The organism is Shewanella sp. SM71 (genome assembly GCF_025653905.1).
Taxonomy (GTDB): Bacteria; Pseudomonadota; Gammaproteobacteria; order Enterobacterales; family Shewanellaceae; genus Shewanella; species Shewanella oncorhynchi.
The window spans coordinates 228,946-251,143 of record NZ_JAKKRW010000002.1 but is presented as its reverse complement, the minus strand read 5'-3'; the positions used below and the strand labels follow the sequence as shown (position 1 = coordinate 251,143).

Below are 22,198 nucleotides of genomic sequence, written 5' to 3'. Positions count from 1 at the left end.
AGCTTAAATGATCTTCATCGCTTTATTTTCAGGAATATTGGCCTCAGGCCGAAGCTCAGCATGTAAGTTTCTTAATCCTTGGTAACCCATTTCAATTCGATTTCCGCCATTCTTTTTAGCTTTATACATAGCAGTATCGGCACAGGAAATAAGTTGTTTTTCATCTTCACCGTGCTCTGGATACAGAGCAATACCGATACTCGGCAGAATATGGATCTGCTGTTCGGCAAGCTCGAAGGGTTGCTCGAATACTTGCAATATTTTTTGCGCGGCCAGCAGGGTATTATGTGCTGAATCGACTCGTTCAAGTAAGATGACAAACTCATCCCCCCCAAAACGCGCAACGGTATCTGAGCCCCTCACACAACTGACTATTCGCTGTGCCGTCACTTGCAGTAATAAATCGCCCACGCTATGACCAAAAGTATCGTTAACCCACTTAAATTTATCTAAGTCTAAATAAAGCAAAGAGAAATAACTTGATTCCCTATGGGCTCGAGATAGCGCCTTTTGAAATCTATCGTAAAAAAGCTCACGATTGGGTAACAAGGTTAACTGATCATAAAGTGCAATATGCTCTAATCGCGCGAGCATTTGTCGACGCTCAATCGCAAAAGCTATTTGCGTAGAAACAAACTCCAATAACTCACGGTCTTGGTGTGTATATGAAGCCGAAGTGGGCAAGCTATGCATAATCAAAGCGCCGATAACACCTTTCTGTAGCTTCAGCGGCACACCCAGCCAACTTAAACAGCCATTACCCAAATCTTCACGAATCGCTTGGGGATAATCAGTTAAGGTCACGGGACACAGGAGTAAAGACTCAGCACTGCGGATCACTTGGTCAGTGAACACACTGAAACTTGCAATATCGATAAGTGAATCCTTGCCAGTAGCGGCTTTATAAGGAAAACTTAATTCATTTAAATCTTGATCGTACAATGCTATAGCAAAGTTTGCTGCAGGTAGTAATTTAGCAATAATTTCATGAATTCGACGATACAGGGCGAGTAAGTCCTCAGCGACATGCACAGCCTCTGAAATCTCATATAAGGCTGCTTGTCTACGTTCGGTATTTTTGCTCTTAGAAATATCTCTAGCGACTGCGACACGTTGTTGATAAGCATCGGACCAACGTGCAGACCAAAGAATATCGACGATAACACCATCTTTACGCACATAACGGTTTTCAAAATCGACTTTAAAGCGACCTGCCATAATTTCATTGGCCGTTGCGAGAGTACGTTCCCTATCCTCTGGAATGACAAGATCTAGCATCTGCATACCCATCATTTCTTCTGGGGTATAGCCAAAAATACGTTCTGCCCCTGCACTGACAAATTCAAACCTCCCCGCTTTATCGACGACACAAATAGCATCCAAGAGAAGGTCGATAAAATTGCTTAAGGAAGTGTAGCCATCATTATTCACGTAATTCTCCAATAAACGTCCGTCTTTGGCTAAGTCCTAAGTTTGATCATAAGCATAAAAATAATAATAACGCACTATTAGAGTAGGTTAATTTTCAATGTCATTCCAGAGTTGGCTAAGTTAAGTCCGACTTTTACAGAGTTAAATTCAAACAAAATCAAACACAATACTTAAGGCCATCGGTGGCACTATTTGACTCTGGACGACAGATATCGGCACAATGCCCTAAAGTGTTGGTCAACATCAGGGCGCAGCTTTGGTACGCGCAAATCGCATTAAAGGAATTTATTTTTGGACCAATTGTGCTCTCCGTTACATCAACCCAACCATTTTCGCCTTGGGCTTGCCATGTGGTCGCACTCGAATTGGCAAGAAAGTGTGTATGGTCACGGAACTAAACAAGCGGAGCGACTCGCCCGTTACGCGACAATATTCAATACTGTCGAAGGGAACACCAGCTTCTACGCAACGCCTGCACAGCAAACGGTAATGAATTGGCACAGTGCCACGCCAGAGAGCTTTCGTTTTACCTTCAAACTACCGCAAACCATCACTCACCAAAGATTATTGCAACACTGCGGCCAAGAATTGAAAGATTTTTTCCAGATAATGACACCATTAATCGATAAAACAGGGATCTGGAAAATTCAACTGCCCGCCCATTTCGGCCCAGAAAACTTGCCTGCGTTAGCGCAATTTCTAGATCAAATCCCCCAAGGGTTAACCTATGGCGTCGAAGTCAGGCATGCTGCGTTTTTTGCTAAGGGAGATGCCGAGCGTGCGCTTAATCGATTACTCATCGATAAAAAAGTGAATCGCATCATCATGGACAGCAGGCCCTTGTTTGCACTGCCGCCCTGCAATGTCGCGATTATCGACGCTCACAAGAAAAAACCTCGAGTGCCAGTGCATGCGATTGCCACCGCCAATAATCCAGTGGTGCGCTTTATCGGCCAACCAGACGATGCCATCGCACAACTCGCACAGCAAGGCGTTGCTGTTTTACCTAAGGATAACGATACCTTTTTTGATAATTGGCTCACCCAACTCCCGCAGTGGCTCGCAGAAGGTCGAGAACCCTATCTGTTTATCCATACTCCCGACAATGAAGCCGCGCCTGAACTGGCCATCCGTCTCTATCAAAAATTGCGCAGCCAAATTGCAGCGCACATTCACCTCGCCGAGCTACGCCTGCTTGATAAGAAACCTGAGGAGACAAGCACGCAGATGGGACTTTCTTGGTAAAACGCGCGCTAAGTAAAACGGACGTAAGAAGAAACCCACGGCAAACTCGCCGTGGGTATATACCCAAACAACCTGAAGATGCAGGATTCAGCGGGAATGTAACGCACTTTAGGCAAGGCGGTTATTTGCAGGCCTAGCGGGCTAAGTTAAAAATAACCAACGCAGCATAAAGTGCGTTAAAACCCGCCGGGACGGAGCGCCCAGGGCACTCCACTTCCGTGTTGCATCAATTCAAAAGGTGGCCGACATTCTGTCATTAATGCGCCTTGAATTGAAGCACCCTGGGCGCTCTGAAACTCGTATCTTCAGGTAGCTTGGGTATAGATGAAAAACAGCTTTAACTCGGGATAAATAAGTTATTCATTTGCTCAAAACCAAGGGAAATGGCTTTAGGTATTGAATCCTTATCAACGGCAATAACCGCATCTTTTGACTCTCGCTGAAACGGTTTTGCCTTAATTGAATTTAACAAAATTGGATTAAGCAAAGTGCTATAGGCCTGTAAAAATGAAGCTGGGCCAGTGGAAAAACGCTGCACACCTGCGGCAAATAACTCGCCGATATCCATCTGCTCATTCAATAGCATAAAATTCAGTGGCATATCCACAGCGGCAGACAAGCACTTAGCGGTCTCGACCTGATTCGCGCCAGGGATAAAGCCACCATCAGCACCCGCAGCCTGATATTGAGTTAACCTATCGATAGTCATAACAACAGCGGCCTCACCACTGGCTAAACCCAGTAAATACACATCAGTTCGCGCATTAATAAATAATCCTTGGCAACGAGGATGGGCGCGAATAGCTTTAATTTTTGCCACCATCTCAGCAACACCTGCACTGCCATCCTCAATATTAACTCCTGCTACGCCAAGCTCAGCGAGCTGCGCAACAAAAGCAGCAACCTCATCGGGATCTTGGCTATAACCAGATTCAATATCTATCGTCACGGGCACTCGGCTCAGCCGTAGGATATTGTTCACTACGTCCAATAAAGCCGCTTTAGGTAGCACTTGCCCATCGGGATAACCGAGCGACCAAGCCAATGCCGCGCTACTGGTCGCAATCGCACGGGCGCCCGATGCTTGGATGATGGCCGCACTGGCGGCATCCCAAGCGTTAGTTAATATCAGCGGCTCTGATTGTTGATGTAGTGCTTTGAAAAGTATTCTAGATTGCTCAGCCATCTTATGTCCTTGTTGGTTTTGAAGGCTCAACTCTAACAAGATGGCTTAGGTAATTATCGCGGGAAACGGCACTGAACCGAAAAGCCAAGCCCTCAAGGCTTGGCTATGTGAGCATTCAACTTGCGTATTATTGGCTAACCCCAAAGTGCATTGGCAAGGATAAACACACTCGCGGAGAGCAACATAGTAATAGGTAGTGTCAGCAGCCAAGCGAGCATGATTTGCTTAATGGTTTGGATCTGAAGCCCTGAACGATTAGCCACCATAGTACCCGCTACAGCGGAAGACAAAATATGAGTCGTCGATACCGGCATCCCTGTCATACTGGCAATCCCAATAGAGACGGCAGCGGTGACCTGCGCGGCAATACCTTGGCTGTAAGTCATACTCGATGAACCAATTTTTTCCCCCACGGTATATACAATCCGCCGCCACCCCACCAACGTGCCGCAGCCCAGCGCAGTAGCAATGGCAATAATCACCCAAATGGGCGCATACTCAGTAGTTCTAGTGAGATCTTTTCGCCATTTAGCCAATGAACTCAAATCCTTAGCAGGAAGTTCCAATTTAGCCACTTGGCGAGCAGTATCATCGATGCACAACAATAAACGTCGTACCTCGCGTCGCTCTTCTACATCCATATCTTTGTAAGTTGAGACTTTTGCTAAGCGACGGTCAAGCAACGACATCGCCGGTAATACATTGGCAGATGAGCAATGGGCCAGCATATATTCGGGAACGTTGACTAAGGCTTTAAAGTCGATAACATCCGCGATAACGGCTTGGTTACGGTCATAAATCGCCATAATGCGACGATTAGCATCTTGAGTTCTTTCTAAATCATAGGGTTGACTGCCCATGTCCAAGGCAAAATAAGCCGGTGCCATACAAATCAGCACTAGCATCACTAAACCTATCCCCTTCTGTCCATCGTTAGAACCATGGGCGAAACTCACACCCATAGCGGAGATAATTAAACTCGCCCTTGCCCAAAATGGAGGGTGTTTTTTACCATTAATCTGCATCTGCTCATCTGGGGTACGGTGAATTTTATGTTTCTGCCAAACGTATTTCATGATGAGCAAAAAAATCCCTGCCATCACAAACCCTAAGGTCGGCGAAATAATCAAGGACAGCATGATCTGCGTTGCTTTAGAGACATTAATGCCCTGCAAGATAGCCTGATGATTTATCCAAGCGAACGCGCCACCCACGCCCATTATCGAACCAATCAAGGTATGGGAACTCGATGCCGGAATACCAAAATACCAAGTGCCTAAGTTCCAGATAATTGCCGAAAATAGCAGGGAAAACACCATCAACAAGCCTTGGATTGAGTCCATACCTAGCAAGGAGTCTACGGGTAATAAATGCACTATCGCATAGGCCACCCCTAACCCCCCTAACAGCACACCCGCAAAATTAAATAGTGCGGAGGTAACGACCGCCAGATTTGCCGGCATTGCCTTGGTATAGATCACCGTCGCTACCGCATTTGCTGTGTCGTGGAAGCCATTAATAAATTCGTATGCCAGTACAAAAAGTACGGCAAGGACTAAACCCACCGACCACGCAAAGCCTAACGTTGTGAACATTTCAAACATAAAATATTTACCCATGGCGAGAACGCCCACAGGTTACGCCCAAGTTTGGGGTCTTTTACAGTGAAAAATTGTTTAGATTGTCAAAAAGTGAATTAGCCCCCAATAACTCAGTAGCATGCTTGCAATTACAACTGGCTTGATTTTATTCGGCCAAATGAATATTTGTGCCGCAAAAAGGTGCAATATATTGATTTAATATTAAATAAGCCAACTAGAAATAGTGTTCATAACCATACGTCGTAACAGGGTTATATCCCATGATCACCTAACCGAAATCGCTGTGGTGTCATCCCAAAACGCTCCTTGAAGGCTTTGATATAGGATGAATCATTTTGATAACCAATTTGGTGGGCCACATTCTGTATTGATAGGTCAGTGGCCAATAAAGACAGCGAATAGATCAGCCGTAAATGTTGACGCCATAATACGAATGAACAACCAAACTCCCTCACAAATAGCCTCGACAATGTTCGTTCCGATGCCCCAACCATCTCACCCCATTTCACTAAAGAGAAATCTAAAGCTGGCGTTTGGGTTAAATGCTCAAAAATCAATTTTAGGCGCCTATCTTGCGGTATCAGTAACTTGAAAGTCTGTCCTTCCGCACTATTAATTTGATCATATAACACCTCAAGCAAACGCAGTATTGGCGCCTGAACCATTGGTTCAACATTCGTTGGGGTATTAAAAGCACATTGTTTTCTGAGCGTTAACACTAACTCCCTTATAAAAGCACTCATAGCGACGGGCTTAACCATGGCACCATAATCTCGACCATACATAGGATTCAAATAGACACCAATAAAGCAGGTATCTGTAATCGCAACAGACTCATGCATGACACCTGCAGGCACAAAAAGCGCTGTGGTATGGGGGACCAAAAAAAGTGCCTCATTTGCCTCTGTCTGTAACAGGCCTTGAAGCGGAAAAATAAGCTGATGCCAACAGTGCTGGTGTAAAACATCCACATAACCCTTCTGCATCTCAATCGTTTTGACAAAAGAAGGCATATTAGGCGCTTGCTCAATAATGGCGTTAATCGAATCGAGTTGGCGACTTAGCATCATTACTTGTCCATATAACGTTATTCAGCCAAATAAAAAGGATTGTAGCATAGCGTTATCCCATAAAAGACACAGGAAAACTCGATGCGCATTCATTGCATTATCCATGAAAGCTATGAAGGTCCAGCCTATTTTAGCGATTGGGCTGCAAGCAAAAACTACAGTATGAGCTTTAGCAGAATCTATCTAGATGAAGCTTTACCCGACAATAGTGATGGTTTTGATCTATTAATTATCCTCGGTGGCCCTCAGTCTCCCGCGACATGCCAAAGTGATTGTCCATATTTTGATAGCCAAGCAGAACAAAGGTTTATCAGACAAGCTATCCAAAAAAATAAAGCCGTTGTGGGGGTTTGTCTTGGGGCACAGTTAATCGGAGAGGCATTAGGTGCCCGTTATCAAAAGAGTCCACATGCCGAGATTGGTTACTTCCCCATTGAACTGACTGCGGCAGGAAAAAGTGATATTAACCTTAAGACATTTTCGACCACTGAAGTGGTCGGCCACTGGCATAACGACATGCCTGGCCTCACTCCCGATTGCGAAGTGCTCGCCACAAGTGCAGCCTGCCCGCGGCAAATTGTACGTTACACAAATTTAGTTTTTGGATTTCAATGCCATCTTGAATTTATCAGTAGCCAATTAGCGCCATTAATTGCTCAAGAAAATGCTTTTTCTAGCACACAGAAAATGCCATACATTCAAAGCCCTGAGTTCATACTGGGGCAATCAACGGCTAGGATGAATCAGTTGCTGGGGCATTTTTTAGATAATCTAGTCCTAACCTATCAAGCCATATATACCCAAACAACCTGAAGCTGCAGGATTCAGCGGGCTAAGCCAAAACAAAAACGCCAGCTAAGTTAGCTGGCGTTTTAGATTAATGAATCACGAATCGCTTATTGCAGATGACCTGCATTGTGCAATTCACGATCATCCTTTGCAGGCGGATTCCACTGATACATCCAAGTCTCAGACAATGGCTGACCATCGACCTCCAAATAGACTCTCAGGTTAATCGGCTCTGTCCCGTCTCCGGGTGGCACTACGTCAAACATAGCTCGGTAACCATTAATCGAGGCTAGAGGACGGGCAGATTCAATTTCCACTTTGCCTTCAGATGCTGTGATCACGGCTTTAACTTGGGTATCTTTACCTATCATAGGTAAAGTTCCGCCCGCGAAATCAACCACAAAACGCTTACTGTAGTATTTGCGTTTCTGGCCTACTACGCCGCCAATCCCGGTGAAGGTATCGACAACCCGAGCACGGGGTGATTGAACCGGTGGAATGCCACCCCAGTACATGTTGTAGCTGTACAGCAGCTCTTGACCAGGAACAATCGGCTCAGCAGGATTCCAGAAAGCCACTATGTTATCGAAGGTTTCATCCAGTGTTGGAATTTCAACCAACTGCACTGAACCTTTACCCCAACTGCTGGTTGGTTCAATCCATAGGCTTGGGCGTTTATCATAAAACACGCCGTCGTCCTGATAATGATCGAAGTTACGATCACGTTGCAGTAAGCCAAAACCTTTTGGATTTTCATCGCTATAGGCGTTGAATCGCAGGTTTTCAGGGTTACCTAGCGGACGCCAAATCCATTCACCATTCCCCGTGTGCATGGCTAAACCATCGGTATCATGGATTTCTGGACGCCAGTCATAACCGGTGCGGCGATCGTTCTCACCCACCATAAACATACTTGTCAGTGGCGCAACGCCTAAACGTTCAATCGCTTTACGTGGATAAACAGCCACATCCACCTTCATTTTTAAACGTTCACCCGGTTCGATATCAAAACGATAAGCACCCGTGACACTCGGAGAGTCTAGCAAGGCATACACAGTGGTGATATTCGATCCTGGTTTAGGTTTTTCTAACCAGAAATTGGTGAACATTGGAAACTCTTCGGGTTTTGGCAGTGCAGTATCAACCGCTAAGCCGCGAGCCGACAAACCGTACTGCATTTCTTGACCCACTGCGCGGAAATAACTAGCGCCAAGGAAGGCAACAATGTCACGCTGCCAATCGGTATTAAATTGCATACGGAAACCCGCAAAACCAAGATCCTTAGGCAACTGACTACCTTTGACCTTTGACTTGCCGTAATCGAACATTGAAGGTGAATATTCGATTAACTTAGCCTTACCCTCATTTAGCTCATAAATATGAATAGGGGTATCAAAAAACAGCCCAAGATGGAACAGTTCGGCACGAAACTCCGAATCTTGATCGCGCCATAGTGCGGCTTTCTTCTTGAAGTGGAATTGTTGGTAATCATCCCAACTCATGCCCTGAAGGCTTTTAGGTAATTCGCCTTTATGACTCTCATAGGGTTGTGCAGCCATAGTACGGGCATAGCCCTTAAGCCAAGCGTAACTAAACTCTTCACCTTCTTGTGGTGACGCCTGCTTACCTGCCGCACATGCTGAAAGACTCAGCAATACACTACAGGTTAACAATACGCCGCCAACCATACGCTGCAAACGGCCGCGACGAGAGGAAGATTGGGCTTCAATCGAGGGGAGTGTCGCCCTCGATTCTTGATAAACGTTTCTTTGTTCGGGAAATAAATTGGGTTGCATAAGCAGACTCTGAATTGGTGTAACTTCCTGACACTTCCCTGCAAATCTGAATCAATTGCAGCGATGGCCCTGTGGAGAACTGTTGATGACAGAGGTAACAATACAGCGATCAGCAACAATTCGCCAGAATCTAGCATACTTTCTGTCGAATGGAATATGGCATGCTAGCTATTTTCAATCTTGAGGCCTATTTATGAAAATATGATTAAAAAATTCCGTTATTTACTGAATTCACGCCCATAAAAACTTCACTGCCAGCAAGAGGGCCGTCGACTTAATATCTGAAGATAAAGTGCACCTTCGGCATAGGTTAATTATCTGCTCAGCATGTTAACTCGAAGAGATAATATCGCCAGCCCGCAAAATCGGTTTATGGCCTTAAAATCATACAAGTCGCCGTAGCAGTGGCGAGCAGTTTTCCATCCTGCGTTTTTAGCGTACCTTCCGAAATACCTAAAGACTTAGATAAATTGATCACCTTGCCCTCAGCCACTAAAACTTGATGTTTAGGCACAGGTCGAATCATTTTAATATTCAAATCGATAGTGCCGTAACCGACACCCGCTTCAAGCAATGTATGCACGGCGCAACCGGTAACCGAATCCAATACAGTCGCGGCAAAACCACCATGAACGCCGCCCAATGGGTTGAGGTGCTTATCATCGGCAGTCGCATGGAATGTCACCGTTCCTTCGTCGGCTTGAACCAGCGACATTGGCATAGTGAGAGAGATAGAAGGTGCAGGTAATTCACCCCTTGCCATCGCCTGTAAAATAGCTAAACCCGACATTTGCTGAATATTCATATTCCACCTAAATTGATGAGCGTCAAAGCACATGAATAAAAATGACCGCTTAACCACTTTGGATTAGGCGATCATTTAACGAAAATCCACTTAAACGGTCGGTCTGCATTAACCCCAGCGGCGCCTAAATTGGATCCATATACCACTAAAAAGACTAATAAATATAAGCTCAGCGAAGATCGAATCTATCTAAGTTCATCACCTTAGTCCAAGCGTCGATAAAATCATCGACAAATCGCAGCTGTGCATCACTGCTCGCGTACACTTCTGCGAGTGCACGCAGCTGCGAATTAGAGCCAAAGATCAAATCAACACGACTTGCAGTCCACTTTTGCTGGCCACTGACGCGATCAACACCCACAAACATATCCTCCGCTTTGGAAGTGGGTTTCCACGTCGTCCCCATATCGAGCAAGTTAACAAAAAAGTCATTGGTCAAAAACTCAGGACGCGCAGTCAATACACCCGTTTTTGACTGATCAGAGTTCGTATCTAACACCCGCAGACCGCCAATAAGCACTGTCATTTCCGGCGCAGTTAAGGTCAGTAATTGCGCCCTATCGACCAATAACTCCTCCGCCGAAACAGAAAACGGAGTGGGATGATAATTTCTAAAGCCATCAGCAATAGGTTCAAGTACCGCAAAAGATTCCACATCCGTTTGTGCTTGCGTGGCATCCATACGACCCGGCGTAAATGGAATCGTCACTTCAACCCCCGCATTTCTAGCCGCTTGATCAATACCGACACAGCCTGCTAGCACAATCAAGTCAGCAAGGGAGATTTTCTTACCTCCTTGATTGAACTCAGACTGAATACTCTCAAGCACTTTGAGCACCTTAGCGAGCTGCTCAGGCTGATTCACTGGCCAATCTTTTTGCGGTGCGAGTCGAATTCGAGCACCGTTCGCACCACCGCGCATATCAGAACCGCGATAGGTAGACGCCGAGGCCCAAGCAGTGGCAACGACTTCTGAAATCGTTAATCCAGAACCAATAATCTTCAGTTTGAGATCAGTAACATCCTGCTCATTAACCAGGGGATGATCAACCGCAGGAATGGGGTCTTGCCAAAGAAACGTTTCTGCAGGCACTTCAGGACCCAAATAGCGTGTGCATGGCCCCATATCTCTGTGTGTCAGCTTGTACCAAGCTTTTGCAAATACGTCGGCAAACTCATCGGGATTTTCAAAGAATCGACGTGATATTTTCTCGTAATCAGGATCGAAGATCAGTGCAAGGTCGGTAGTCAACATGGTTGGCACATGACGTTTTGAGGCGTCGTGCGCATCGGGAATCACCCCTTTACCCGCGCCATTTTTAGGTATCCACTGATGCGCGCCAGCTGGGCTCTTAGTCAGTTCCCATTCATATCCGAATAGATTTTCAAAAAAATTGTTACTCCACTGGGTGGGAGTTGAGGTCCAAGTCACTTCGAGGCCACTGGAAATAGTATCGCCACCTTTACCGCTTTTATAGCGACTCAGCCAACCTAGCCCTTGCTGCTCAATACCTGCGGCTTCTGGCTCAGGTCCGACTAATGCTGCGTCACCTGCACCATGGGTTTTACCAAAAGTATGACCACCTGCAATCAAGGCTACGGTTTCTTCATCATTCATCGCCATACGGGCAAAGGTTTCGCGGATATCAACGGCGGCAGCGAAAGGATCTGGGTCGCCATTGGGTCCCTCAGGGTTAACATAAATCAACCCCATTTGGACTGCGGCGAGGGGATCTTCAAGATCTCGCTCTCCCGAGTAACGCTTATCGTCTAACCATTTATTTTCCGCACCCCAGTAAATATCAGCTTCGGGTTCCCAAATATCGACTCGCCCACCAGCGAAACCTAAGGTTTTGAATCCCATAGATTCCAGCGCGACATTACCCGTGAGGATCATCAAATCGGCCCAAGAGATTTTATTGCCATATTTTTGTTTAATCGGCCAAAGGAGCCGACGTGCTTTATCGAGGTTTACGTTATCTGGCCAGCTGTTTAACGGTGCGAAACGTTGATTACCGCTGCCCGCACCTCCGCGTCCATCACCTGTGCGATAGGTACCAGCGCTGTGCCAAGCCATACGAATAAATAGCGGCCCATAGTGGCCAAAATCTGCAGGCCACCAGTCCTGTGAATCCGTCATTAATGCGAGGAGATCTTGCTTTACAGCAGCTAAATTGAGGGATTTAAAGGCTTCAGCATAATTGAAGTCATCACCTAAAGGATTAGATAAGGAAGAGTGTTGGTGCAGAATATCGAGCCGGAGCTGTTTAGGCCACCAATCTCGATTCGAGGTGCCACCAGCAGAATGGTGCATAGGACATTTGTTCTCAGACATAACGTGCTCTCCTTCTGTTCGCAAAAAATATTCAAGTAAATAAAATCTAAATGACTTTTGCCGCAAGTTTGTACTGCTTAACGCTCTCTACCACAGACTAATCGTTTCAATAGAGAAATAAAAACCAGTCTAACGACCTTACCTTACCTCTAGATGAAACGCGATGAATCCGCTCATTAAAAAATATTCAGCAAAAATTACCTTTCTAAAATAAGCCATTAAAGGATAGTAGAATGATACCAATCATAAAAAAACAAGGGCTGCAAAATGCAGCCCTTGATTTTTATTGGGTAAAACTATGGGATAACTGACTATTTAACTTCTGCCACAGGTTTGCGTCTATTGTGCGCAATGATCAGCGCAACTAAACAGATAACTCCGACAGCAATACCCACTGGCTGGCTCAAAGGTTGCGGTAAGCCTAAGCCAATACCCGCAGTCATAATATAAGACACAGTAACGCTGGTGCCGCCAATCGCTGGTAAGCTAACAATCCAATGGAAGGTCCCGCGATCGAACAAGTACTTAGTTGCTAACCACAATACACTGGTTGATAGCAGCATATTTGAGAAAGCAAAGTAACGCCAAATCAAAGAGAAATCGATCTTCGTCATAAAATACGCAATGGTCAGAATAGGCACAGCAACCAATAAACGATTACGCATACTTTGCGGAATATGGAAGGCATCGATAATCGTCAAACGCAGCGAACGAAATGCGGTATCGCCAGAGGTAATAGGGAAGATAGCCACGGCCACAATCGCCATAATACCGCCCGCAACACCTAAATACGTAGTTGCCACTTGGTTAACCACTAAACCTGGGCCACCTTGGTCGAGCAAACTCTTAAGCTCAACATAACCGCCAGGGAAAGCTGCAATACCCGCCGTTGCCCATACACAAGCAACGATACCTTCAGCAACCATAGCGCCATAATACACAGGGCGAACATACTTCTCATTCGTCAAGCAACGAGCCATGATGGGCGCTTGAGTTGAATGGAAACCGCTAATCGCACCACAGGTAATAGTCACAAATAACAGAGGCCAAACAGGTAGCCCATCAGGGTTTGGTTCGAGTAACTCATTGTTGTAATGGCTGTGGTCGAAATAGGCAAACACATCACCCATTTCAGGTAACTGCGGCGCATTGATCATTAGAGCAACGGCGATAGAAACTGTCATGACTATCATCAACAAACCAAATGCGGGATATAATTTAGTGATGATTTTATCAATCGGCAGCATAGTCGCTAAAAAGTAATAGACTAAAATCACTAACACCCAGAAGGTATTATTGCCAAAGATGGTGTCTTTAAAATAATCGAGATTACTCAGCAAACCTGCGGGGCTCATGATGAAGACCACGCCCACAAAAAACAGCAGCATAGCCGTAAACAGCAACATCACGCCTTTAAAGTAAATATTAAAGTAGTGGCCCGCAATCTCTGGCAGACTCTTACCATCTTCTTTTATGCTGAGCACGCCAGAAAAATAATCATGTACTGCGCCGCCAATAATATTCCCCAGCACAATCCACACTAAGGCAATGGGACCGTACAAGGCACCGAGGATCGGACCAAATATCGGCCCCACACCCGCGACATTGAGGAATTGGATCAGAAACGCTTTAGCCGGATGAACCGGAACGTAATCGACGCCATCTTCGAATCTCGCCTGTGGTGTTATCGCTTTAGGATCTATACCAGCTTGCCGCTCAACAAAGGGACTATAGAACTTGTATGCAAGCACTAAGAGTGCGATACAAATAAAGAAAATTAACATTATTTAATTATCCATACTTTAGTAGGAGGTGATTTAATGGAGAGTTTCATTGAGTTAGCGACTGAGGTCAAGCAACACACTATTAGACTAATGTCGGGTTGATTATCTGAAACAGCCGTACGAGTGGGTATAGATGAACAAACGCGTTTAAAAATAATCCCTATGAAGTATTTATGCACTCAGTAATACAACCAACTATTTTGATGTATCCCAATTGCCTCTTCTTGAACTCCTCGCCCTAGGTATTCCTGCAAACCATCGCTATCGAAAATGAAATGAACACAGACAATATCGCATGTGACTGGCGGCGAGATGCTAGCAGCATAGACGAGTGTTTCGTGACATCCCAATATACAACCCCAAGTTAAAGACACTATCTACACTCACAAACTAAACCCGCAATCTACACTACGATCGATAGCCACAACCTAAAGCTAACGTGCCACTTGATGATGCTCATCTAGCCCATTTTTAGGTTACTAATGGTTCGACTTTAACACTCATTATTTTTAGCTATTTTAGAAAACAAAAAACCAGCCAAATGGCTGGTTTTTTAGGGGGTATTTCATCGTAGCGATGCTCAGGTCATACCTAAATCAATCACTGTAAACTTAACCTATTGAGACTTACTAAAAGTCGAGTGGCTAAACTAATACAACAAAATGTACAACGAAATACCTTGTTCGACTGCATTACGCCTGTGGGCGCATGGCAGGGAACAGGATCACGTCACGGATAGTATGAGTGTTAGTGAACAACATCACTAAACGGTCGATACCAATACCTTGACCTGCCGTGGGTGGCAAACCGTGTTCCAGTGCAGTGATATAGTCTGCATCGTAGAACATAGCTTCATCGTCACCTGCATCTTTGGCGTCAACCTGTGCTTTAAAGCGGTTGTCTTGATCTTCAGCATCGTTCAGCTCGCTAAAGCCGTTAGCCACTTCTCGGCCACCGATGAAGAATTCGAAACGGTCAGTGATGAAATGGTTGTCATCATTACGACGTGCCAATGGTGAAATATCCGCTGGGTAGCCAGTGATGAACGTCGGTTGCATCAATTGCCATTCAGCAGTTTCACCGAAGATTTCTTCAAGCAGCTGACCACAGGTCCAGAACTTCTCAATCTTCATGCCTAAGCTTTTCGCTAAATCGCGCATGAATTCAACATCTTTCACTTGCTCATAGGTCATAGCTTGGATAGTGGCGTTATCAGGATTGTACTTCTGAATCGCTTCTAACATGCTTAAACGTGCGTATGGGCCACCGAAATCGACTGTGTGCTCACCGTAGGGCATTTGCGCACTGCCAAGCAGTTCGATAGCAATCGAGCTGAGCATTTCTTCGGTAAGGTCCATCAGATCTTTGTAGTCAGCATAAGCCATATAGAATTCCATCATAGTGAATTCTGGGTTATGACGTGGCGACAGACCTTCGTTACGGAAGTTACGGTTGATTTCAAACACACGCTCAAAACCACCTACCACTAAACGCTTCAGATATAATTCTGGTGCGATACGCAGGTACATTGGCATGTCTAAGGCGTTGTGATGAGTGATGAAAGGACGGGCCGAAGCACCACCAGGGATCACGTGCATCATAGGGGTTTCAACTTCCATGAACTCTTTTTTGATCATGAAGTTACGAATTGCAGAAACCACTTTAGAACGCATGATGAAGGCATTGCGCGAATCTTCGTTAACGATGAGATCCACGTAACGTTGACGGTAACGCATTTCTTGATCGGCTAGACCATAATAGTCCGCAGGCAATGGACGCAGCGCCTTGGTCAGTAACTCGTACTGTTCCATGTTGACGTATAAGTCGCCTTTACCAGACAAATGCAGCTGACCAGTTACACCTATGATGTCACCGATATCCAGACCTTGAAAACGCTCTTTCAAATCAGCTTGTACGCTTTTTTCAGCGTAAGCTTGAATACGGCCAGACACGTCTTGGATCACTAAGAAAGGACCACGTTTTGCCATGATGCGGCCAGCAATGCTGGTCTTAAAACCTAAGGCTTCGAGTTCTTCTTTAGTGTTTTGACCATACTGTGCTTGCAGTTCAGCCGCTTTATGGGTGCGACGGAAGGTATTTGGATGCGCATTAGCACTACAGTTTGGGCGGATGCTTTCTAGCTTGGCACGGCGCTCGGCGATCAGTTTGTTCTCATCAATTACTTGTTCAGTCATCTTATTTCTCGTCTATACCTTGAATTAATTACAGCCCAGATTTCAAACTGGCTTCGATAAACTTATCCAGATCGCCATCGAGTACCGCTTGAGTATTGCGGGTTTCAACGCCTGTGCGTAAGTCTTTAATGCGGGCATCGTCTAATACATAAGAGCGAATTTGACTGCCCCAGCCGATATCAGACTTAGCGTCTTCTGCGGCCTGTTTGTCGGCATTTTGCTTGAGCATTTCTAACTCAAACAGTTTTGCTTTCAGCTGCTTCATCGCAGCATCTTTATTTTTATGCTGTGAACGGTCGTTCTGGCACTGCACGACGGTATTCGTCGGTAAGTGGGTAATACGAATCGCCGATTCCGTTTTGTTAACGTGCTGACCACCCGCGCCCGATGCGCGATAAGTGTCAATACGCAGATCCGATGGGTTGATATCAATCGTGATATCGTCATCGATTTCTGGATAAACGAACACAGAGCAGAATGACGTATGACGACGACCCGATGAATCGAATGGCGACTTACGTACTAAACGGTGCACGCCAGTCTCAGTGCGTAACCAACCGAACGCATATTCGCCAGTAAACTTAATGGTCGCGCCTTTAATACCGGCCACGTCACCATCGGTCACTTCCATCAACTCAGGGCTAAAGCCATGGGCTTCGCCCCAACGTAGGTACATACGCAGCACCATGTTGGCCCAATCTTGGGCTTCGGTACCACCACTACCAGACTGAATGTCTAAATAACAGTTTGACGCATCTTGCGGGCCGGAGAACATACGACGGAATTCAAGATCGGCAAGGCGGCTTTCGAGATAATCCAGCTCTTTACTGGTTTCATTGAAGGTATCTTCGTCTTCCTCTTCAATAGCCAGCTCGAGTAAGCCTTCAACATCTTCAAGACCTGAGTCCATATCGTCTATGGTTTTGACCACAGCTTCTAGGCTAGCGCGCTCTTTGCCTAAGGCTTGGGCGCGCTCTGGGTCGTTCCACACTTCTGAACTTTCAAGCTCACGGGTAACTTCTTCTAGACGCTCATTTTTGGCATCGTAGTCAAAGATACCCCCTAAGAAGCTCCGTGCGCTCGGCAAGCTCCTTAATTTTGAATTTTACTGGATTAACTTCAAACATGAGTTTTCAACTTTCTTTATTTGGCCGCTTTAATTGATCTTCCACTAAAAGGGGCAGTGATTAACAGTATTTGCAACCGCGCATTTTAACCTAACCAGACTGGTAAACCTAGGGGTGCACTGTTCATTAAATGGGATAACAAGGATTATTTTCCAAGCTAAAAGACCACAGCACTAACGCCGAGACTAACAAAAAGCAATGAGTTAAGACTGTGATCTTACTTAAATTTAGCCAAGAATTTAGCCAAGATGATGCTATGCGCGAGGCCAATGGCTGACACACAAGCGCTCTCCTGCCTAAAAAACCCCCATAATATCAAAGGAAACACAACTAAAAAGGCCTGATAACGCCAACCCCATCACGACTAAATTAGAACAAACATTCACCAGCGCACAGTCTGGGCGGGTTTGTGATTCAAGCTGCAATTTTGCAGCAAACTTCACTCGCCCATAAGCGTCTTCTAAAGCTGTCTAGGTATACTCGAAACAACCTAAGCCTGCAGCCCCGCGCTATAGCAGCTAAGCACCCTACATATAAAAAGGCCATGGGATGATAGAACTTCGAATTGATGACCAAGTGTTGTCGGTTAATCCGACCGATAACCTACTGCAAGTGGCGCAAGCTGCTGGCATAGCAATACCCAGCTTATGTGATCCCAGCGTAGCCTCGCAGCAATTAGGCGTTCACGAACATGCAGACAAGCAAGCCTGCAATTTGTGTGTCGTCCAGATTGAGAATTCCGACGCCAGTTTGCGCTGCGTACGCGCCTGTGAAACGTCCGCCACAGTCGGCATGCGAGTCATAACTCAGTCTGAATTCTTAAGTCAAAAACGCAAACAAGCGCTGACTGAGATCTTGAGCGATCATTTTGCCGATTGCGAAGCCCCCTGCCAACAAGCATGCCCTGCGGGCGTCGATGTACAGAGTTACCTGTATCACATCGCCCAAGGCAACCATACTGAAGCCGTTAAAGTCATTAAACAAACTTTGCCGCTGCCACTCTCCATTGGCCGTGTCTGCCCTGCTTTTTGTGAAGCACAGTGTCGCCGCGGACTCGTCGATGAGCCCATTGCCATACGTCAATTAAAACGCCACGCTGCCGATCTCGACTTAGCTGATGGCGAAAATGGGGGCATGAGTTATGTGCCGCCACGCCAAGCCGACACGGGCAAAAAAGTCGCCATTATCGGTGCGGGTCCAGCAGGGTTAAGTGCCGGATATTACTTATCAAACCAAGGCCATAGCGTAGAGGTATTCGAATCTATGCCACAGGCGGGTGGTTGGCTACGTTATGGCATTCCTGAGTATCGTTTACCTAAAGCGATACTAGACAAGGAGATCGAACTCTTGTGCCATAACGGGTTAACCATCCACACAGAAACACGTCTCGGTCACGAGATACATTTAAATCAATTAGTTGAAGATTTTGATGCCGTCTGTCTCGCCATTGGCGCCCAAAAAGCTGTGCCTATGGATTATCCCGGCAGCACACTCGCGGGTTGCTACTTAGGTGTCGATTACTTAAAAGATCATTGTCTCGAAAAGACACTTGTTTTAGGTAAGAAAGTCGCCGTCATTGGTGGTGGCAATACCGCTATTGATTGCGCCCGCACAGCAGTGCGTGAAGGTTGCGATGTCACCCTAATTTATCGTCGTACCCGCGCAGAAATGCCCGCCGAAGCTTACGAGGTACATGAGGCCGAAGTCGAAGGGGTGAAGTTTCATTTTTTAACCAATCCGCTTGAAAACCATAGCGATGTGCAAGGTAGAGTCCATTCAGTCACCTTCGCTAAGATGGCACTCGGCGAAGCCGATGCCTCTGGCAGACGCGCTCCCGTTGATACCGGTGAAACCTTTACTCAAGATTTCGACACTGTGATAGCCGCAGTATCACAAACTCCCGATATGAGTTTTATGCAAGATCCCGCGAGCCACTTAAGCAATGGTGAACTCGCTCTCAGCCGCTGGAATACCTTTATTGGCTGCGAGCACACTATGTCATCAGGGGTTGAAAAACTCTTTGTGGTGGGGGATGCACGCCGCGGCGCTGCTACCGCAGTCGCCGCGATAGGCGACGGCAATAAAGCCGCAATTGCCATAGATAAATTGCTCAAACAAGGCCTAAGTTGCGAGCTGCATGCCACTGAATTTAATTCATCAAAAGCAGTCGGTAACACAATAAAACAAGGCTTACCAACTATCGAACTCTACCCCTCTGTCGCACGTAAAGCCCGTTTAACCATGCCCGAATTGGACGCGGTGCAACGTTTGCTAAATTACGGCGAAGTCGAGCTAGGCTTTGCTCCCGATGCCGCCATGCAAGAAGCTGCTCGCTGCCTCGAATGCGCCTGCCAAGCCAATACGGATTGTAAATTAAGGGACTATGCGACCGACTACCATGTCGAACCTAAGTCACTCAGCACTCAAAGCGTGCGTAAGTTTTCGGTCGATAAATCGAGTCCGTTCATTCAATTTGATGCAAATCGTTGTATTAGCTGCGGTAAGTGCGTTGATGTGTGCCAGTTGCAGAGTGGCCATTGTGCGATTCAATTTGCCCATGATTCCTATCAAGCGCTGCCGCAAGATATAAGTGAAACCGCCACGCGCCGCGCACCGAGAGTCGGCTTTAGCGCTAGCATGGCCGACAGCAAATGTGTGCAATGCGGCAACTGTGTGCAGGTTTGCCCAACGGGTGCACTCGTCGATGCGCGGGATAAACGCCAAGGCGATGAAACGCCACTCAAAACCACATCAACGATTTGTACCTATTGCGGCGTAGGCTGTCGGCTTGACCTTAAAATCGATACCAGCACGAATCAGATCCGTCATATCGAGGGCAATGAAGAGTCTGTGGTAAACCAAGGCATGTTGTGTGTGAAAGGCCGGTTTGGTTTCGATTTTATTCACAGTGAAAAACGCCTCACCACGCCACTCATTCGTAAAAATGGCCAGCTCACGCCAAGTAGTTGGCCTGAAGCCATCGCCTATGTGGCCGAACATTTACAGCAAATAAAACAGCAACATGGCAGCAATGCACTGGCAAGCTTGGCCTCGGCAAAAGCCACCAATGAAGAAAACTTCCTGCTGCAAAAATTTGTCAGAAGCATACTCGGCACCAATAACATCGACCATTGCGCCCGTCTGTGCCATTCATCCACAGTCACAGGGCTACAGCAAAGTATCGGCAGTGGTGCCATGACCAATGACATTCCGAGCATTCAAGCATCGGATGTGATTTTTATCATAGGCTCAGACACCAGCAGTGCTCACCCGATCATCGCCTCGAAAATTAAGCAAGCCGTGGCTTTGCATGGCGCGAGACTAATGGTGGCCGACCCTAAACGTGTTGCCATTGCCGACAGTGCACAGCTTTATGTCGCCCACAGACCCGGCACTGACGTCATGCTACTCAATGCGATTATGGCGGAAATTATCCGCAACGACTGGCAGGATAAAAGCTACATTGCCGCACGCACCGAAGGCGTGGATGCTCTCTATGCTGAACTCAAAAAAGTAGATTACAGCCTAGAAAACGCAGCCTTGATAACAGGTGTTAAAGCCGAAGATATCGCCCGCATCGCACGCACCATAGGTACTGCCGACAAAACCGCAGTCTACTATGCTATGGGCATTACCCAGCACACGACGGGACACGACAATGTCACCGCCATATCTAATCTACAACTTCTATGCGGCAATATTGGAGTTGAAGGAGCGGGGATTAATCCACTGCGGGGACAAAGTAATGTGCAAGGTGCCTGTGATATGGGCGCACTACCTAACTTCTTCAGTGGTTACCAAAAAGTCACTGACATTCATGCCAGAATGCGTTTCGAGGCACATTGGCAAACGCCGTTATCGGGAGAAATTGGCGTGACCGCAACCCATATGATGCATGATATTTCCAAAGGGAAAATCAAGGCTTTATATGTAATGGGCGAAAACCCCGTATTAAGCGACCCAGATCAAGCCCATGTGCTTAGGGCGCTTAATGCAATCGACTTTTTAGTGGTGCAGGATATCTTTCTCACCGAAACCGCCGAGCTTGCCGACGTGGTTCTGCCCGCCGCAGCCTTTGTCGAAAAACGCGGTCATTTCACCAATACTGAACGACGAGTGCAGCGACTCGAACAAGCCCTGCTACCGCTAGGTGAAGCCCTGCCCGATTGGCAAATTGTCCAAGCCATTGCCAATGCGATGGGTGCCGCTTGGGATTACCCTAATGAAGAAGCGATTTGGCAGGAAATCAATGAGCTGACACCACAATATCGCGGCATTACTTGGCAGCGATTAAGCACTGGAGTTGACGGTAAAATTCCCCAAGGTATTCAATGGCCTTGCCCAGATGAAACCCATCCGGGAACGCCCATTATGCACCAAGGCCAATTCACCCGCGGCTTAGGTAAGTTCACGCCAGTGAGTTATCGCTTACCCGCAGAAATGCCCTGCAGTGAGTACCCGCTCACCCTCTCGACCGGACGTTTACTGGAACAGTTTCACACAGGCACCTTAACCCGTAAAACGGCCGGACTTGACTTACTCGGCTCGCCTAAAGTAATGATTTCAGTCTATGACGCCGAGCAACTCGGCATAGGCAATGGCGATAAAATCAAACTCACTACCCGTCGCGGCGAAATTGAAATCGACGCCTTTGTGACGAAAAGAGCCCAAGCTGGCGTGCTATTCCTGCCCTTCCATTTTGTTGAAGCGGCGGCGAATAAACTTACCATCAATGCGCTCGATCCTGTCGCTTTTATCCCAGAATATAAGGTCTGCTCGGTAAGGGTTGAGCGGGTTGCCGAGAAAATTGATTAGAATGAACTGACTAGGCTGA

13 protein-coding genes are annotated in these 22,198 nt (G+C 46.5%); 3 read left to right on the top strand and 10 right to left on the bottom strand.

The genetic code is table 11. From position 1 onward, the window contains the following. Nucleotides 1-3: 3 nt before the first annotated feature. Entirely contained in the window at nt 4-1,431 is a 1,428-nt protein-coding gene (locus L5L97_RS03565) for a GGDEF domain-containing protein (protein WP_263163758.1), read from the bottom strand. Between the two features lie 291 nt (nt 1,432-1,722). Between L5L97_RS03565 and L5L97_RS03560 the strand changes: the two genes are divergently transcribed. After that, nucleotides 1,723-2,676, top strand: coding sequence for a DUF72 domain-containing protein (locus tag L5L97_RS03560; protein WP_263183289.1), 954 nt, complete (start codon nt 1,723-1,725; stop codon nt 2,674-2,676). A gap of 337 nt (nt 2,677-3,013) precedes the next feature. Here L5L97_RS03560 and L5L97_RS03555 read toward each other — a convergent pair whose 3' ends face one another. From L5L97_RS03555 to L5L97_RS03545, 3 genes are all read right to left on the bottom strand, one after another. Then, nucleotides 3,014-3,862 (bottom strand): isocitrate lyase/phosphoenolpyruvate mutase family protein, encoded by an 849-nt coding sequence (locus tag L5L97_RS03555; RefSeq protein WP_263183288.1) that lies wholly within the window; start codon nt 3,860-3,862, stop codon nt 3,014-3,016. 134 nt (nt 3,863-3,996) lie between these two features. After that, a complete protein-coding gene (locus L5L97_RS03550) occupies nt 3,997-5,466 on the bottom strand; it encodes an inorganic phosphate transporter (protein WP_263183307.1) in 1,470 nt (489 codons plus the stop codon). A gap of 248 nt (nt 5,467-5,714) precedes the next feature. Next, complete coding sequence (locus tag L5L97_RS03545; RefSeq protein ID WP_317629545.1) at nt 5,715-6,530, bottom strand: helix-turn-helix transcriptional regulator; 816 nt, start codon at nt 6,528-6,530, stop codon at nt 5,715-5,717. An 84-nt stretch (nt 6,531-6,614) separates the two neighbouring features. Between L5L97_RS03545 and L5L97_RS03540 the strand changes: the two genes are divergently transcribed. Continuing rightward, complete coding sequence (locus L5L97_RS03540; protein WP_263183285.1) at nt 6,615-7,346, top strand: type 1 glutamine amidotransferase; 732 nt, start codon at nt 6,615-6,617, stop codon at nt 7,344-7,346. Nucleotides 7,347-7,429: 83 nt separating this feature from the next. On the opposite strand, the gene L5L97_RS03535 is transcribed toward L5L97_RS03540, so the two are convergent. The 6 genes from L5L97_RS03535 to prfB all read right to left on the bottom strand — a co-directional run bounded on the left by L5L97_RS03535 (nt 7,430) and on the right by prfB (nt 17,364). Continuing rightward, nucleotides 7,430-9,118 carry a glucan biosynthesis protein gene (locus L5L97_RS03535; RefSeq protein ID WP_113939843.1) on the bottom strand — a complete coding sequence of 563 codons (1,689 nt, stop codon included), beginning with the start codon at nt 9,116-9,118 and terminating at the stop codon, nt 7,430-7,432. Between the two features lie 370 nt (nt 9,119-9,488). Continuing rightward, on the bottom strand, nt 9,489-9,923 hold the full coding sequence (locus L5L97_RS03530) for a PaaI family thioesterase (RefSeq protein ID WP_028761608.1): 435 nt from the start codon (nt 9,921-9,923) through the stop codon (nt 9,489-9,491). 169 nt (nt 9,924-10,092) lie between these two features. Beyond that, nucleotides 10,093-12,258 (bottom strand): catalase/peroxidase HPI, encoded by a 2,166-nt coding sequence (katG, locus tag L5L97_RS03525; RefSeq protein ID WP_263183282.1) that lies wholly within the window; start codon nt 12,256-12,258, stop codon nt 10,093-10,095. A gap of 311 nt (nt 12,259-12,569) precedes the next feature. Continuing rightward, nucleotides 12,570-14,042 (bottom strand): carbon starvation protein A, encoded by a 1,473-nt coding sequence (locus tag L5L97_RS03520; protein ID WP_105250058.1) that lies wholly within the window; start codon nt 14,040-14,042, stop codon nt 12,570-12,572. 692 nt (nt 14,043-14,734) lie between these two features. After that, a complete protein-coding gene (gene lysS / locus L5L97_RS03515) occupies nt 14,735-16,237 on the bottom strand; it encodes a lysine--tRNA ligase (RefSeq protein WP_006080389.1) in 1,503 nt (500 codons plus the stop codon). Between the two features lie 28 nt (nt 16,238-16,265). Then, nucleotides 16,266-17,364, bottom strand: a protein-coding gene (gene prfB / locus L5L97_RS03510; RefSeq protein WP_168824900.1) for a peptide chain release factor 2 whose coding sequence is annotated in 2 segments (ribosomal slippage) — nt 16,266-17,288 and nt 17,290-17,364 — 1,098 coding nt in all. Because the reading frame shifts where the segments join, the coding sequence is not laid out codon by codon here. A 549-nt stretch (nt 17,365-17,913) separates the two neighbouring features. On the opposite strand from prfB, the gene fdhF reads away from it, so the two are divergent. Beyond that, nucleotides 17,914-22,179 carry a formate dehydrogenase subunit alpha gene (gene fdhF, locus L5L97_RS03505; RefSeq protein ID WP_263183280.1) on the top strand — a complete coding sequence of 1,422 codons (4,266 nt, stop codon included), beginning with the start codon at nt 17,914-17,916 and terminating at the stop codon, nt 22,177-22,179. Nucleotides 22,180-22,198: the final 19 nt, after the last annotated feature.

Bases quoted from the DNA above. Each gene is read 5' to 3' on its own strand.
- L5L97_RS03535 (WP_113939843.1), bottom strand. From the start codon at position 9,118: ATGCAACCCAATTTATTTCCCGAACAAAGAAACGTTTATCAAGAATCG.
- L5L97_RS03555 (WP_263183288.1), bottom strand. From the start codon at position 3,862: ATGGCTGAGCAATCTAGAATACTTTTCAAAGCACTACATCAACAATCA.
- L5L97_RS03530 (WP_028761608.1), bottom strand. From the start codon at position 9,923: ATGAATATTCAGCAAATGTCGGGTTTAGCTATTTTACAGGCGATGGCA.
- L5L97_RS03540 (WP_263183285.1), top strand. From the start codon at position 6,615: ATGCGCATTCATTGCATTATCCATGAAAGCTATGAAGGTCCAGCCTAT.
- lysS (WP_006080389.1), bottom strand. From the start codon at position 16,237: ATGACTGAACAAGTAATTGATGAGAACAAACTGATCGCCGAGCGCCGT.
- katG (WP_263183282.1), bottom strand. From the start codon at position 12,258: ATGTCTGAGAACAAATGTCCTATGCACCATTCTGCTGGTGGCACCTCG.
- L5L97_RS03550 (WP_263183307.1), bottom strand. From the start codon at position 5,466: ATGTTTGAAATGTTCACAACGTTAGGCTTTGCGTGGTCGGTGGGTTTA.
- L5L97_RS03520 (WP_105250058.1), bottom strand. From the start codon at position 14,042: ATGTTAATTTTCTTTATTTGTATCGCACTCTTAGTGCTTGCATACAAG.
- L5L97_RS03545 (WP_317629545.1), bottom strand. From the start codon at position 6,530: ATGCTAAGTCGCCAACTCGATTCGATTAACGCCATTATTGAGCAAGCG.
- fdhF (WP_263183280.1), top strand. From the start codon at position 17,914: ATGATAGAACTTCGAATTGATGACCAAGTGTTGTCGGTTAATCCGACC.